The 14,365-nt window shown below is 67.1% G+C and carries 16 protein-coding genes; 9 read left to right on the forward strand and 7 right to left on the reverse strand.

What is annotated here, in order from left to right:
• Positions 1-42 precede the first annotated feature (42 nt).
• Positions 43-285, forward strand: a complete 243-nt coding sequence (locus HMH01_RS04310; RefSeq protein ID WP_171322811.1) for a GlsB/YeaQ/YmgE family stress response membrane protein — start codon at positions 43-45, stop codon at positions 283-285.
• A gap of 56 nt (positions 286-341) precedes the next feature.
• Here the strand turns inward: HMH01_RS04310 and HMH01_RS04315 are convergent, their stop codons facing one another.
• The 4 genes from HMH01_RS04315 to HMH01_RS04330 all read right to left on the reverse strand — a co-directional run bounded on the left by HMH01_RS04315 (position 342) and on the right by HMH01_RS04330 (position 5,121).
• Complete coding sequence (locus HMH01_RS04315) at positions 342-1,352, reverse strand: cytochrome d ubiquinol oxidase subunit II (protein WP_171322813.1); 1,011 nt, start codon at positions 1,350-1,352, stop codon at positions 342-344.
• 5 nt (positions 1,353-1,357) lie between these two features.
• On the reverse strand, positions 1,358-2,719 hold the full coding sequence (locus tag HMH01_RS04320) for a cytochrome ubiquinol oxidase subunit I (RefSeq protein WP_171322814.1): 1,362 nt from the start codon (positions 2,717-2,719) through the stop codon (positions 1,358-1,360).
• A 111-nt stretch (positions 2,720-2,830) separates the two neighbouring features.
• The gene (locus tag HMH01_RS04325; RefSeq protein ID WP_171322817.1) at positions 2,831-3,769 is read right to left on the reverse strand and encodes a pirin family protein; all 939 of its coding nucleotides are present in this window, start codon (positions 3,767-3,769) and stop codon (positions 2,831-2,833) included.
• A 98-nt stretch (positions 3,770-3,867) separates the two neighbouring features.
• Positions 3,868-5,121 (reverse strand): Coenzyme F420 hydrogenase/dehydrogenase, beta subunit C-terminal domain, encoded by a 1,254-nt coding sequence (locus HMH01_RS04330; protein WP_216366755.1) that lies wholly within the window; start codon positions 5,119-5,121, stop codon positions 3,868-3,870.
• Between the two features lie 95 nt (positions 5,122-5,216).
• On the opposite strand from HMH01_RS04330, the gene HMH01_RS04335 reads away from it, so the two are divergent.
• From HMH01_RS04335 to moaE, 8 genes are all read left to right on the forward strand, one after another.
• Positions 5,217-6,008 (forward strand): S49 family peptidase, encoded by a 792-nt coding sequence (locus HMH01_RS04335; protein WP_171325216.1) that lies wholly within the window; start codon positions 5,217-5,219, stop codon positions 6,006-6,008.
• A gap of 1 nt (position 6,009) precedes the next feature.
• Complete coding sequence (locus HMH01_RS04340) at positions 6,010-6,192, forward strand: hypothetical protein (protein WP_171322818.1); 183 nt, start codon at positions 6,010-6,012, stop codon at positions 6,190-6,192.
• A gap of 60 nt (positions 6,193-6,252) precedes the next feature.
• A complete protein-coding gene (locus HMH01_RS04345; RefSeq protein ID WP_171322820.1) occupies positions 6,253-7,035 on the forward strand; it encodes an SDR family oxidoreductase in 783 nt (260 codons plus the stop codon).
• Entirely contained in the window at positions 7,022-7,366 is a 345-nt protein-coding gene (locus HMH01_RS04350) for a hypothetical protein (RefSeq protein ID WP_171322822.1), read from the forward strand. Before HMH01_RS04345 ends, HMH01_RS04350 begins: the two co-directional genes overlap by 14 nt.
• Positions 7,363-9,261, forward strand: coding sequence for an excinuclease ABC subunit UvrC (gene uvrC / locus HMH01_RS04355; RefSeq protein ID WP_171322824.1), 1,899 nt, complete (start codon positions 7,363-7,365; stop codon positions 9,259-9,261). The genes HMH01_RS04350 and uvrC overlap by 4 nt, the downstream gene beginning before the upstream one ends.
• Positions 9,262-9,340: 79 nt before the next feature.
• Positions 9,341-10,009, forward strand: coding sequence for a CDP-diacylglycerol--glycerol-3-phosphate 3-phosphatidyltransferase (pgsA, locus tag HMH01_RS04360; RefSeq protein WP_171322826.1), 669 nt, complete (start codon positions 9,341-9,343; stop codon positions 10,007-10,009).
• A 2-nt stretch (positions 10,010-10,011) separates the two neighbouring features.
• On the forward strand, positions 10,012-10,257 hold the full coding sequence (gene moaD / locus HMH01_RS04365) for a molybdopterin converting factor subunit 1 (RefSeq protein WP_171325218.1): 246 nt from the start codon (positions 10,012-10,014) through the stop codon (positions 10,255-10,257).
• A gap of 3 nt (positions 10,258-10,260) precedes the next feature.
• Positions 10,261-10,713 carry a molybdopterin synthase catalytic subunit MoaE gene (gene moaE / locus HMH01_RS04370; RefSeq protein ID WP_171322828.1) on the forward strand — a complete coding sequence of 151 codons (453 nt, stop codon included), beginning with the start codon at positions 10,261-10,263 and terminating at the stop codon, positions 10,711-10,713.
• 3 nt (positions 10,714-10,716) lie between these two features.
• Here moaE and HMH01_RS04375 read toward each other — a convergent pair whose 3' ends face one another.
• Genes HMH01_RS04375 through ubiA form a run of 3 tightly spaced genes read right to left on the reverse strand, consistent with a single transcriptional unit; the run spans position 10,717 to position 14,358 of the window.
• Positions 10,717-11,052 carry a hypothetical protein gene (locus tag HMH01_RS04375; protein ID WP_171322830.1) on the reverse strand — a complete coding sequence of 112 codons (336 nt, stop codon included), beginning with the start codon at positions 11,050-11,052 and terminating at the stop codon, positions 10,717-10,719.
• 2 nt (positions 11,053-11,054) lie between these two features.
• Positions 11,055-13,307: an OmpA family protein gene (locus HMH01_RS17985; protein WP_171322832.1), complete on the reverse strand. Its 2,253-nt coding sequence runs from the start codon at positions 13,305-13,307 to the stop codon at positions 11,055-11,057.
• Positions 13,308-13,365: 58 nt separating this feature from the next.
• Positions 13,366-14,358, reverse strand: coding sequence for a 4-hydroxybenzoate octaprenyltransferase (gene ubiA / locus HMH01_RS04385; protein WP_171322834.1), 993 nt, complete (start codon positions 14,356-14,358; stop codon positions 13,366-13,368).
• Between the last annotated feature and the right edge of the window lie 7 nt (positions 14,359-14,365).

Raw genomic sequence — 14,365 nt, forward strand, 5'->3', positions numbered from 1 at the left:
CCCGGCTGCGGTATGCTTCGTTCAGGCAAGCGGGGAACCACCATGGCGATCATCTGGCTCATCATCATCGGCGCGGCCGCGGGCTTCATCGCGACGCGGATCATGGACATGGAGTTGGGTCTGCCGCAGACCATCGCCGTCGGCGTGATCGGGGCGATCATCGGGGGGGCCTTGCTGCGCCTTGTTCTGGCCGCTCTTGGCTGGGGCGCGGGGCTTGTCGGCGCCATAATCGGCGCACTGCTGCTTCTGTGGGGCTACAAGGTCTTTCTCGAGGGCAGACGCTGAGCCCGGTGTCCGGCGGGTGCTGAAGGCGGGAAAGCGGCCCCGCCTTCAAGCGGTTTCTATTCGTAGCGCAGGGCCGTCGCCTTGCCGCCGAACACGCGGTAGGCAAATATCGTGTAGCCCAGGATCACGGGCAGCGTGATCAGCGCGCCGACAAGGATGATCATCAGCGCATCGCGGGACGACGCCGCCTCCCAGATCGTGATCTGGCTCGGCACGACATATGGGAAGAAGCTGTAGGCCAGCCCGACGAAGCCCAGCACGAAGATCGCCGAGGTGATCGCGAAGGGCGCCCAGGCCAGCCTGTCGCCGCCCATCGGCATCTCGCGCACGAGGTAGACCAGCAGCACGAACAGACCCGCGGTGACCAGCGGGATCGGTGCCAGAAGCAGCATCTCGGGCAGGCGGAACCACTTGTCGAAGATTTCCGGGCTTGCCAGCGGCGATGCGACCGAGATCGACACCATCCCCAGCGCCAGCGGCCAGATCAGCCGCCGTGCCCATGTCGCGGCCTGCTGCTGCAAGCCCCCTTCGGTCTTGGCGATCAGCCAGGCCGACCCGATGAAGGCGTAGCCGGCCGCCAGGCAGACCGCCGTCAGCATCCCGAACAGGATGCCCGACAGGCTTTGGTCCAGCCCGATCACATAGACGCCCAGCATGTAGCCCTGCGTCAGCGCCGCCAGAAGCGACCCCGCGAAGAAGGCCAGGTCCCAGGCGCGCTTGCGTTCCACGGGGGCCTTGGCGCGGAACTCGAAGGCAACGCCGCGCAGGATCAGGCCCATCAGCATCAGCGTGGTGGGCAGGTAAAGCGCGGTCAGGATCTCGCCATGGGCGACCGGAAAGGCCACCAGCAGCAGACCCACCGCCAGCACCAGCCAGGTCTCGTTCGCATCCCAGAAGGGCCCGATCGAGCCGATCATCACATCGCGTTCGTCGGGCAACGCGTCGATCGACAGGATGCCGACGCCAAGGTCGAATCCGTCGAGCACGACATAGATCAGGATCGAGACGCCCATGAGCGCCGCGAAGGCAAGCGGCAGCCAGTCGTCGAGGGGCAGAGTGTCCAGCATGGCCGCTACTCCGCCGGGACCGGCATCGCGCCGGCCGGCTTGAGGCTGACATCGGCGCCCGCGCTCGCCTTGCGCGCCAGGTGCACGATCGCGCCAAGATAGGCGACGATCAGGACACCATAGATGGCAAGGTAAAGCGCAAGGCTCAGGCCAAGGATCGGTGCCGGGTGATCGGCCGCGGCGGTGGCGGTGTCCAGGACGCCGGTCACCAGCCAGGGCTGGCGGCCGATTTCTGTGACATACCATCCCGCAAGCGTCGCGATCCAGCCGGAGAAGGTCATCGCGGCAAGCGCGCGCGCGCCCCAGAGACCCGGATTGCCGGTGCGGTACATGCGGTAACCCACCGCCCAGGAGGTGACGAGCATCAGCATGCCGATGCCGACCATCACCCGGAACGAGAAGAAGACCGGTGCCACGGGCGGGTGAAGCGCCGTTCCGTCCTCTGCCACGAAGTCGTTGAGCCCCGGCACGACGCCGTCGGCCTCGTGCTTCAGGATCAGCGAGGCGCCGTTCGGCACGCCGATCTCGAACCGGTTCTCGCGCGTCTCTTCGTCCGGCAGCGCGAACAGGACAAGCGGCACGTTCGGCCCGGTTTCCCAGTTCGCCTCCATCGCGGCGACCTTGGCCGGTTGATGCTCAAGCGTGTTCAGGCCGTGCAGGTCGCCGATGACGATCTGCGCCGGGATCAGTGCGGCGGCGGTGTAGACACCCATGCGCATCGCCCGCAGCAATCCCTTGGATCGGTCGCCCCAGAGCCAGCGCAGCGCCGAGACGCCGGCGATCAGGAAACTGACGGTCAGGAAACTCGCGACCATCATGTGCGCCAGCCGGTAGGGCAAGGAGGGGTTGAAGATGATCGCCCACCAGTCGGTGGCATGGACGACGCCGTCACGAAGCTCGTAGCCCTGCGGTGTGTGCATCCAGCTGTTCAGGACAAGGATCCAGAAGGCCGAGAGCGTCGTGCCGAAGGCCACGAGAAAGGTGGCCGCGGTATGCACGCGGTTCGATACGCGATCGAAGCCGAATAGCATGATCCCCAGGAAAAGCGCCTCGAGGAAGAAGGCGGTCATCACCTCGTAGGCCAGCAGGGGGCCAGCGATGTTGCCTACCCTTTCCATGAAGCCCGGCCAGTTCGTGCCGAACTGGAAGGACATGGTGATGCCCGAGACAACCCCCAGACCGAAGCTGAGCGCGAAGACCTTCACCCAGAAACGGTAGACCTGCATCCACGCCATATCGCCCGACCGGTTGAAGCGCAGCTTGACGTACAGCAGGAACCAGCCCAGCGCGATCGTGATCGTCGGGAACAGGATATGAAACGAGATATTGGCCGCGAACTGGATGCGGGCCAGAAGCAGGGCGTCCATCTGGACCTCCTCGGGCAAGAACCGTGTGAGCCTTGTCCGAGGATGTAATATGAGAGCCTGCAACACCAACGATTTTCGGCTGTGGCAGGACGTAGCAGGCCTGGGGCCGGTTCAGCGCTCGGGCAGGGGGATGAATTCGGCATCGTCGCCCGGAGGCAGGTGGAACCGGCCGTTCTGCCAGTCGCCCCGACGCCAGGCGGCTTTGGCTTCCTCGATCCGTTCGCGCGAGGATGCCACGAAGTTCCACCAGATGTAGCGCGGCCCGTTGAAGGTCTCGCCACCCAGCAGCAATACGCGCGCGCCCCGCGGCCCGGCATGCAGGGACACCTGGTCGCCCGGGCGAAAGATCATCATGCGCCCCGCCTCGAAGGTCTGGCCGGCGACTTTGACCTCGCCCTCGGTCACATAGACGCCGCGATCCTCGTGTCCGTCGGGCAGCGGGATGCCCGCGCCCGGTTCGAGTGTCGCGTCTGCATAGAACATCTCGGAAAAGGTCTTCACTGGCGCTTCTGCGCCCCAGGCGTTGCCCATGATCAGGCGGACGGACTTCCCCTCTCCCTCCAGCAGCGGAAGACTGTCCTTCGGATGATGGTGAAAGGCCGCATCGGTGTCCTCATGCGCGTCGGGCAGCGCGACCCAGGTCTGGATGCCGAACAGCTGCTGCGGGGCGCGGCGGCGTTCTTCCGCGGTCCGTTCCGAATGGGTGATCCCGCGGCCTGCGACCATCCAGTTGACCGCGCCAGGCTCGATCTCAAGCGAGGTGCCCAGGCTGTCGCGGTGCTGGATCGCGCCCTGGTAGAGATAGGTCACGGTGCCCAGCCCGATATGCGGATGCGGCCGCACGTCTATGCCCTGGTCGGTCAGCAGTTCCGCCGGGCCCATCTGGTCGAAGAAGATGAACGGCCCGACCATCTGCCGCCTCGGTGCGGGCAGGGCGCGGCGCACCTCGAAGCCGCCGATGTCGCGGGCGCGCGGCACGATCACGGTTTCGATCGAGTCCACCTCGTCGCCGGTCGGGCAGTGCGGGTCGAGCGCGGGGTTCCAACTCATGTCAGCCTCCTGTTTCGGGGTGCAAGGAGGATATCAATTTCCTCTTTGTGGATAAATCGCCATGAAGCTATAAGAATGTTTCTCATAAGGAAACCGCGCTAGTGCTTGGGTTCTTCCCCCTCTCCCGGCTTCAGGCCGTAGCGTGCCACCAATGCCCAGACATGCGCAGGGATCATCCACTTCATGCGCGCAGGTGCGGCGCGGCGCAGATGCAGGACGGATTCGGCTGCCTTCATCTCCAGGCGGGTCCGCGCGAATTCCAGCCCGCGCGGCCCGGTCCTTGGCTGAAGCCAGGCGACGATGGGCCGGACCCAACCCGGCATGCGCCGCAACGGCAGGCCGCCGGCAGCGCGCGCCGTGTTGGCGATGAAGCCCTTCACCGCGCCCTCGCGCCGTCCGGCGCTGGTCAGTGGCGACAGGGCGATGCGGTCGCCCATGCCTTTCAGAAGCGCCGCGCCCCGTTCGTTGCGCACGATCAGCCACTGCTCGCCGGTTCCGGCCATGTAGCCCACGGTGATGTCGGCAAGGCTGTTGGTGTAGTCCACGCAGGTGCGGCAGGTCAGCGGAAAGAAATCGCCGGGCAGGTTGGCCAGCGGCAGTTTCAGGAAAGGAATCTCGCGCCGCGTGCCGTCGGTGAAACGCAGTTCGACCCGATAATCGGCACGGAACTCAAGGTAGGTGATCGTCTCGGGCCGGTCGGAAAGAAGCGACAGGAAGTCGTGGAATTTCTCGGTCTCGGTATTGTCCGAGCAGGGCGTGCCGATCACGGTGATCGCATCGAAACCCAGCTCTGCCTCGAGCACCCGCAGGGCGTGGACCTGGCAGGGAATGCCGATCACCGCGATGCGCCGGTGCCCCGCCGCCCGCGCAGGGGCAAGGGCCGAGAGAAGGGGCGCGAACCCCATGCGCATGCCGCGCACCTCTGCCATGGCGGCGGGGTCGGTCACGATCGCGGGCACCGGACGCCACCGGTCCTCGGGGTCGGGGGCGCAGCAGATCACCGCGTCCACGGCGCCGGTTTCCAGCAGATGCGCGGCGAGTGCGGTCGTGATCCCGGTCCATTGCGCACCCGGGGCGGCCGGGACAAGGCGTGCCCGGTGCATCGCCCGCAGCGGCCCGAAGAAGCGCTGGTCCGGGTCGTCGGGGTCGCGTGCGGCCCCGTGCACCTGTGCTTCCAGCGCCGGATAGTCGGGCCGGATGAACTGGCAGGCGCGCGCGCAATCGCCGGGGGTGTCGGTGCGGCTGATGCCGCAATCGGTGCACATCCGGCGCGGGACGGCAGGCGGCGCCGCCACCCGCAGAAGCGGAGGCGCCGTGTTCGTCAGCGAGTCGTGACGCAAGGTGTCATCCATGGTTGACAGTCAGCCGCATGCTGGCCCGGAAATCAACCGGCGATGCGGCGTCGGCGCGCTTGCGTGGCAGCCGGGGTGGCCCTACATCGCGTGTCATGCACATTCGAAACCCCTTGTCGAACCGGCCCCGCGTTTCCGTTCTCCGGCTGGAGGGCGTGATCGGCGCCGGCCTGCGCCGCGGCACCAGCCTCAGCGATGCAGGGCTCGCCCCGATGATCGCCCGGGCTTTTGCGGGCAAGCCGGTGGCCGTGGCGCTGCAGATCAACTCTCCCGGGGGATCGCCGGTGCAGTCGGCGCTGATCGCCGCGCGAATCCGGCGTCTGGCAGACGAGAAGAAGATCCCCGTTCTTGCGTTCTGCGAGGATGTGGCCGCCTCGGGCGGGTACTGGCTGGCGACGGCCGCGGACGAGATCCATGCCGACGCCAATTCGATCCTGGGCTCCATCGGTGTCGTATCGGCAGGGTTTGGTTTTCACGAACTGATCGCGCGCTACGGGATCGAGCGGCGGGTACACACGGCGGGTGAGGACAAGAGCCTTCTCGACCCGTTCCGCCCCGAGCGCGAGCGCGATGTCGCCCGGCTCAAGGAAATCCAGAAAGTCATACATGACAACTTCATCGCGCAGGTGACCGACCGCAGGCCACGGCTGAAGCAGGGGGCGGACCTGTTCACCGGCGATGTGTTCACCGGCGCCCAGGCGGTGGAACTGGGCCTGGCGGATGCCATCGGACACCTAGAGCCTGTGATGAAGGCGCGCTACGGCGACAAGGTGCGGTACTCCGTTCAGCGGCCGCGGCGCGGGTTGCTGTCGCGCTTCGGCATCGGGGCGTCCGAACTCATCGCCGCCGCCGAGGAGCGTACCCTCTGGGCGCGCTACGGGCTGTGACATGATCAAGATCGTCACCATATTCCTGATTGCCATGATGATCCTGGCCATATTCGGCAGGCTTCGCATGCCGCGCCTGCCGGGGGCGCGGAAGCTGACGAAGCTGCCCAGGGTGCGCAAGTGCAAGGCCTGTGGCGCGCCCATTCCCGGCAAGGGCCCCTGCGTGTGTGAAAAGCAGGACTGAACCGGCTTTCAGAACCACATGCCGGCCCTATATGTGCGCCCTGACCCGAGGGAGACAGCGATGACCGAACCCGCACTCGTGACCGGCGCCGCCCGGCGCATCGGCCGCGCCATGACGCTGGAACTTGCCCGCCGCGGGCATGACGTTGCGGTGCATTACGCCTCGAGCCGCGACGAGGCGGAGCAGACGGCGGCCGAGGCGCGCGCGCTGGGGGTACGGGCGGTGACGGTGCAGGGCGATCTTCTGGATCATGACGCCGTATCGACGCTGGTCCCCCGCGCAGCCGAGGCGTTGGGCCGGCCGCTTGGGGTGCTGATCAACAACGCCTCGATCTTCGAGCATGACGACATCACGACCGCCACCGCCGAAAGCTGGGACAGGCATGTCGGATCGAACCTCAAGGCGCCGGTTTTCCTGACCCAGGCCTTCGCCGCGCAATGCCCGAAGGGCAGGGTGGACGCCGCCGGAGAGCCGATCGCCTCCGGGCTGGTGGTGAACATGATCGACCAGCGCGTGCGCAAGCTGACGCCGGAATTCATGACCTACACGCTGGCAAAGATGGGGCTGTGGGCGTTCACCCGGACCGCGGCCCAGGCGCTGGCACCGGATATCCGTGTGAACGGCATCGGTCCGGGGCCCACGATGCAGGGCGCGCGGCAAAGCCCGGGCCATTTTGCCGATCAGCGCGCCGCCACGCCGCTTGGCCGCGGCTCGGATCCGCAGGAGATCTGCCGGGCCCTGGGATTCATCCTGGATGCGCACGGATTGACCGGCCAGCTCCTGTGCCTCGACGGTGGCCAGCACCTCGCCTGGCAGACTCCGGACGTGCTTGGCGTTGAATGAATCAGGTTCAGGCGCAGAAAGCCCTGCCATTCGGAAACGCAAGCCCAAAGCGACTTTGTCCACCGCGACCGTTCCGGCAAAAATAACGTCACGATTTTTTAATGTTTTCATTAATTTGCCCGAACAAAATATTTTTTATAATGAAAACAGCGGCTTGAAAAAGTGCCTAAAAATTAAGCAAGGTGAATCCGGGCCTTGTTTGCTTGGCTCGGTGAAACTCCGCCAAGGTTTTTGCCCAGACTTATCCACAGGAATCGTGGAAAGGTTTTCGCTTGATATCGAGCCGCTTTGGCGGCAGCCAGACGCAGAATCACGGACCCGTGAAGCATGAGCCCAGAAGACAACGTAACAGAAGGTTTCGATGAAGAAGGCCGCGCCGAAAAGCAGCGCGGGCATCGGCTTATCGCGGGCTATGTGAAGCGGCTCGGCAACGGGCCGGGCGTGTACCGGATGCTCGACGCGCAAGGGGCTGTCCTCTACGTCGGCAAGGCGCGCAACCTGAAGAAACGGGTGGCGAACTACGCCAAGCCCGCAGGCCATTCGGCGCGGATCGGCCGGATGATCGCCGCGACCGCCTCGATGATGTTCCTGTCGACCGAGACGGAAACCGAGGCGCTGCTTCTCGAGCAGAACCTGATCAAGCAGCTCAAGCCCCGCTACAATGTCCTTCTGCGCGACGACAAGAGCTTCCCGAACATCCTGATCCCGGATGACCATGCCTATCCGGCGATCCGGAAGCATCGCGGCATGAAGCGGGACCGGGGCAGCTATTTCGGTCCCTTCGCCAGCGCGGGCGCAGTCAACCGGACACTGAACCAGCTGCAAAAGGCGTTCCTGCTGCGCAACTGCACGGATGCGATGTTCGAAAGCCGGACGCGCCCCTGCCTTCAGTACCAGATCAAGCGCTGCTCGGCGCCTTGCGTCGGCTACATCACGGCCGAGGACTATGCCCGCGACCTCGACGATGCGAAGCGCTTCCTTCAGGGCCGTACCACCAAGGTGCAGGCGGAACTGGCCGCGCAGATGCAGCAGGCCTCCGAGGCGATGGAGTTCGAGCGCGCGGCCGCCCTGCGCGACCGGATCCGGGCGCTGACCCATGTGCAGTCCGGCCAGAGCATCAACCCCCAGGGCGTGACCGAGGCCGATGTCATCGCGCTCCACCAGGAGGGGGGGCAGGCCTGCGTCGAGGTGTTCTTCATCCGCGCCAACCAGAACTGGGGCAACCGGGCCTACTTTCCGCGCCTGTCCGCCGGGACCGAGCCGGGCGAGGTGCTGGAAGCGTTCCTCGCCCAGTTCTACGACAACAAGACGCCGCCGGTGCAGATCCTGCTCAGCCATCCGGTGGACAACGAGGATCTGATCACCGAGGCGCTGAGTGCGCGGCTGGGCCGAAAGGTGGCGCTGCATGTGCCGCAGCGTGGTGAGAAGGCGCAGCTCGTGGAAAGTGCGCTGCGCAACGCGCGCGAGGCGCTGGGCCGCCGCATGGCCGAAAGCGCCAGCCAGCAGCGTCTGCTCGAGGGGCTGGCCAATGCCTTTGACCTGGACGGCCCGCCGCAGCGGATCGAGGTCTATGACAACTCCCACATCCAGGGCACCGATGCCGTTGGCGGCATGATCGTCGCGGGGCCCGAGGGTTTCCTCAAGTCGCAGTACCGCAAGTTCAACATCCGCTCAAAGGATCTGACCCCGGGCGACGATTTCGGCATGATGCGCGAGGTGCTGGAGCGCCGTTTCGCGCGGCTGCTGAAAGAGGATCCCGAGCGGCAGGGCGACGCCTGGCCGGACCTGTTGCTGATCGACGGCGGTGCCGGGCAGGTGTCGGCCGTGGCCGAGGTCATGCGCGAGATGGGCGTTTCCGACATTGCCATGGTCGGCGTGGCCAAGGGGCTCGACCGCGATGCCGGCAAGGAAGAGTTCCACCGTCCCGGCCAACGCCCGTTCGCGCTGCCGCATCGCGACCCGGTGCTGTATTTCATCCAGCGCCTGCGCGACGAGGCGCATCGCTGGGCCATCGGGGCACACCGGGCGAAGCGCGCGAAATCCGTCAGCCGCACGCCACTCGATGACATTCCCGGCGTGGGGGCCACCCGCAAGCGTGCGCTCTTGGCCCATTTCGGATCGGCCAAGGCGGTGTCGCGCGCGGGGCTTGCCGATCTGAAGGCTGTCGAGGGCATATCGGATTCGATGGCCGAGACGATCTACGCCCATTTCCATGAGGCTGGATGAAAAGGCACTGCGCGCCCCTGCCTCTTGAACCGGCAGCGCAGTCCCGCGATAAGAGGCCGACCGGCCCCCGGAGAATGACATGCGCTGGACCATTCCGAACATCCTGACCGTCGGCCGGCTGGTCGCAGCCCCGGCCTTTGCGCTGGTGTTCGTCCTGGTGCCCCGGCCGCTGGCGGATCTGGTCGCGCTGCTTCTGTTCATCGGGGCCGCCCTGACAGACTATCTCGACGGCTGGCTGGCCCGCCGCTGGGGGCAGGTGTCGAATTTCGGGCGCATGCTGGACCCGATCGCCGACAAGGCGATGGTGGTGATCGCGCTCGCCGTGGTGATGGGGCTGAGCGGCATGAACACGCTCGTGCTGATCCCCGCGACCGTGATCCTGTTCCGGGAGGTCTTCGTCTCGGGGCTGCGGGAGTTCCTCGGCGCGCAGGCGGGGCTGCTCAAGGTGACGCGGCTGGCGAAGTGGAAGACCACCGTGCAGATGTTCGCGCTGCCCGCGCTTCTCGTCACGCTGATGCTTCAGGCACAGATCGAAGCGATATATTACGCGATGGAGCCGGCCCGTTTCGAGGCCATCCTCGCCGGGCAGGGGACCGACCCCCTTGGGCTGCGCCTGTTGTCGTTCCTATATGATGTGATGCATGTCGCGGGCCTGGTGCTGCTGTGGCTGGCCGCGCTTCTGACGGCGGTGACGGGCCTCGATTATTTCGTGAAATCCCTGCCCTATCTGAGGGAGGCCAAGGAATGACGCTGGACGTTCTCTATTTCGCCTGGGTCCGCGAACGGATCGGTATGCCGCGCGAACGTGTCGAGACCGATGCCGCGACCGTTGCCGATCTGATCGACGAGCTGCGCGGGCGCGAAGAACGATACGCCGTGGCCTTTTCAGACATGGGCGCCATACGCGTGGCGCTGGACCAGGATCTGGCGGAACTGGATGCGCCGCTCGCGGGTGTCCGCGAGGTGGCGTTCTTTCCGCCGATGACGGGCGGCTGAGCCGTGGCGGTACGGGTCCAGGACGCAGATTTCGACCTGGCGGCCGAGCTGCGCGCATTGCGCGACGGACGCCGGGACATCGGCGCGATCGTCACCTTCACCGGGCTGGTGCGCGACATGGCCCACGGTGCCCCCATCGATGCGATGACGCTGGAGCATTACCCCGGCATGACCGAGCGCGCACTGGAGCAGATCGAGGCCGAGGCCCGGACGCGCTGGGAACTTCAGGCTAGCCTGATCGTACACCGCTACGGCCCGCTTGCCCCGGGCGATCAGATCGTACTGGTCGCGACCGCCTCGCCGCACCGGCACGACGCCTTTGCGGCGGCTCAGTTCCTGATGGATTACCTCAAGTCCCGCGCCCCCTTCTGGAAGAAGGAAGGCACGCCCGATGGCGGGCGCTGGGTGGATGCACGGGATTCGGACGAGGAAGCGCTGGCGCGCTGGAAGGCCTGACGCTCAGCCGGCCTGTCCGGCCTTCAGGCTTTCCAGTTCCGCCTCAAGCTCGCGGACGCTGGCGCGCGCGTCGCGCAGCCCGTCCATAGTGGCGCTCAGTTCCGCCTGGGCCTGGGCCAGCTTGCCGCCCAGCTCGCGCTCGATTTCCGACTGCCTCGCGATGGCCTCGTCGCGCTGCGCCTCGCAGCTGCGGGCATACTCGGCCCATTCGCTGTCTGCCTTCGGCTCTGGCGGCGGCGGCGGGTTCAGAAGCTCGTAGACCCAGCGCAGCGTCCAGCCAAGGATCAGTGCGAAAAGCAGCGCCGCTGCGGCGATGAGTGTGAGCTGCGTGCGGTCCATGCTCAGTTTCCTTCGCCTGCCGAGACGCTTTCCGGTCGTGGCATCGGTCGGGGCGGCGCGTCGGGATCCGGCTCCGCAGCGGGCGGTGCATCGGGTTCGCCGCCGGCCTCTTCCGTGGCGTCTGCCGGTGCATCCTCTGATCCCGCGGGTGCGTTTTCCGCAGCGTCCCCGACGGTCGGGGCCGGTTCCTGCGCCGGCTCGTCGGATGCCGCGACGCTTGCCGCCGCATCGTTTCCAGCCGCATCCTGCGCCTCGGGCAGTACCGTCGCGGGATCGGTTCCGGCGGGCACCACGATCACCGTGGGGCTTTCGCCCCGCGACGTCTCGATCCCGGTATCCTCCTGGGTCTCGTCCTCGGCCTGCAGGATTTCGCCTGCTTCGGTATCGGCTTCCACCTCGTCCTCGCCGGGAACGAGCGAAAAGGCGATCCTCCGGTTCATGGCGCGGCCCTCTTCGGTGCCATTGTCGGCGATCGGCTCGCTCTCGCCATACCCGCGGGCGTAGAGGAACACGGTGTCAACGCCGCGTTCAAGCAGCGCCGCGAGCACGGCGTCGGCCCGCGCCTGGCTGAGTGCCATGTTGCCGCTCTCGCTGCCCTGGCTGTCGGTATGGCCGCCGATCTCGAACCGCGCCCCGGGACATTCCTGAAGGATCGTGGCCAGCCGATCGACGATCGGCAGGCTCGTCTCGTCGATCGAGGTCTCTCCCGGCGGGAAGCTGATCTGCGCCGCCTCCAGGACGAGCGTCAGGCGCTCCGCGCAGAGAACGGCGGGCACGGCCAGCACCTGGTCCACGAGCAACTGCTCGTCGGTCCAGACATCCAGCGCCACGGCAGTGTCCGGAAGCCGCTCGGCCAGCACGTCGCGCAGCCTGTCCTGCACCTCGTCGCTGGGTGTCGTCCCGGTCAGCTTCACTTCGGTCGCCGTGATCTCGAGCTGGCCGGTCTGCAAAAGCCCCAGCCCCTCGAGCCCGCCGACGACGCGGGCCGACCAGCCGCCCGGCAGATCGTCGCGGATCACCGTTTCGTTGATCACCGTGTCGAAGCCGAACTTCGCTTCGGCAAGGGTCTCCGCAGTCTGGCCCAGCTGTTCGTCCGGCACGTCGCCGCGCAACCGGACGGCGCCGTCCTCGGTGCGCACCGCGATGAAATGCGGCGGTGCGACTTCCTCGACCACCTCCGGCTCGGGCGGGGGGGGCAGGGCGGCAGACAGCGAGAATACCTTGGGCAGGGTGGCGCGCAGTTCATCGACCGCGCGATCGAACGCTATCGGCTCCATGCCCGCAGGGCCGGTCAGGGCGATGTCCTGATCCACGATGTCGAGCGTGCCCTCGCCCAATGCGCCCAGGGCAGAGATCCCCGCGGCAACGGCCAGGCCCCATTCGGGGCTCGGGGCCCCCAGGCCCAGCGCGCAATCGGGTTCCGAGCCCAGCACGGACGCGGCAGCAAGGATGCGATCGCGCCCGGCCTCCGTCTCGGCGGTGCAGCCGCTGACCTGGAGACCGGTGTCCGATGCGAGTGTCGCGCGGAACACGAAGGGGGCGATGACCGCGCGGGGCACGGAAAGGTCGGTTTCCAGCGTCACCGTCTCGGGGCGTTCCGCGGCCAGCGCCTCCAGCACGGCCTGACGCTCCTCCAGCGACTCGACGCTGCCCGAAAGGCTGACCCGGCCGGGGCTGACGGTGATCCGCGCCTGTTCCAGCCGTTCGAGCGCCAGAAGCGCGAAGGCAAGGCTTTCGTCCCAGCCCGCAGCGGGGCGACCGGGGCCGGGCTCAAGCATGTCGGTGACGCTGTATGCGGCAAGCCGCGCCGCCAGCCCGTCGTCGCCCGTGGCTGCCTCTGGCGCCTCGCCGAACAGGGTCACGAGCGGGCCGTTGCGCAGTATCTCGATCCGGTGCGTACCGGCCGGTGCCGCTTCGGCCGCTTCGGCTGCCGCGGGGCGTGGCATGGGCGAAGCGATCTGGCTTGCCGCCGCGACCGTCGTCGTGTCGGCAATCCGGATACCGGCAGCGGCCCCGCCGATGCGCGCCAGCGTCTCGATCTGGGCCTGCGGGCTCGGGGCCTCGCCGCTCAGGACAAGGATGGCACCGTCGGGTCGAAGCGTGAGCCAGTCGTCCTCGGGTGCCAGGACCGCCTCGACCCGCGCGACGGCCTGCTGTTCCAGCAGGCCCACTGCGACGCTCGCCGACACGAGTGCGCCACCGGTGCCTGCGGCAAGCGCAGCCGCGGCGAAGATCAGGGCTTTTCTGGTGGGCACCGCGTGACTCCCGGGCGGTTGGATACCGACGGCACCCTATTGAGTCGATACCGGCGGATCAAGCCGACATCCCCCCCAGCAGCGCGGCAAGCAGGAAACCCGCCACCGGGATCAGGCCGGCCTCCCGGTTGGCGCGGAACAGCCGCAGGCAGGTCGGGTTGTCGTCGATGTCCAGATGCCGGATCTGCCACGCCAGATGCCACCCGAAGGCCCATGCCGCGCCGATGCCCGCGATCAGCGCAACGCCGCCCGCCTTTGCCAGAAGCGCCTGCGCTGCGGCCCAGGCCATCAGCAGGACGGCGACGACCAGGAACCAGAACAGCCATCGCGCTGTAGCGCCCCCGAACAGCCGTGCGGTGGACTTCACGCCGATCAGCGCGTCATCCTCCTTGTCCTGGTGCGCGTAGATCGTGTCGTAGAACAGGGTCCAGGCGATCCCGGCCAGGTACAACGCCACCGGCGCCGCCGACAGCGACCCGGTATGCGCCGCCCACCCAACCAGCGCGCCCCAGTTGAAGGCAAGGCCGAGGAACACCTGCGGCCACCAGGTGAAGCGCTTGGCGAAGGGATAGATCGCGACGAAGCCCAGCGACGCGCAGGCGAGGAGAATCGCGAATCCGTTGAAGGTGAGAAGGATCCCGAAGGCGATGAGGGCTTGCGCGCACATCCAGACGAAGGCGCCGCGCGGGCTGACCTGCCCCGATGGCAATGGCCTCGAGCGGGTCCGTGCCACGGCGGCGTCGATCTCTCGGTCGGCCAGGTCGTTCCAGGTGCAGCCCGCGCCCCGCATGAGGAACGCGCCCAGCGCGCACGCAAGTGCGATCCAGGCGTCCCCCCAACCCGCCGAGGCGGGGTCGGCCGCGATCGCAAGCGACAACCCCCACCAGCAGGGAAGCAGCAGCAGCCAGGTGCCGATGGGACGGTCGGCGCGGGACAGTCGAAGATAGGGCCGTGTGGCCCGCGGTGCATGGCGGTCCACCCAGTTGCGGTCGGTCGCATCCGCGACCCTTCCGTCGGGCCCGCCGTTCTGTATATGGTCCAGGTCGATCATGGGACCG

The organism is Halovulum dunhuangense (assembly GCF_013093415.1).
Taxonomy (GTDB): Bacteria; Pseudomonadota; Alphaproteobacteria; order Rhodobacterales; family Rhodobacteraceae; genus Halovulum; species Halovulum dunhuangense.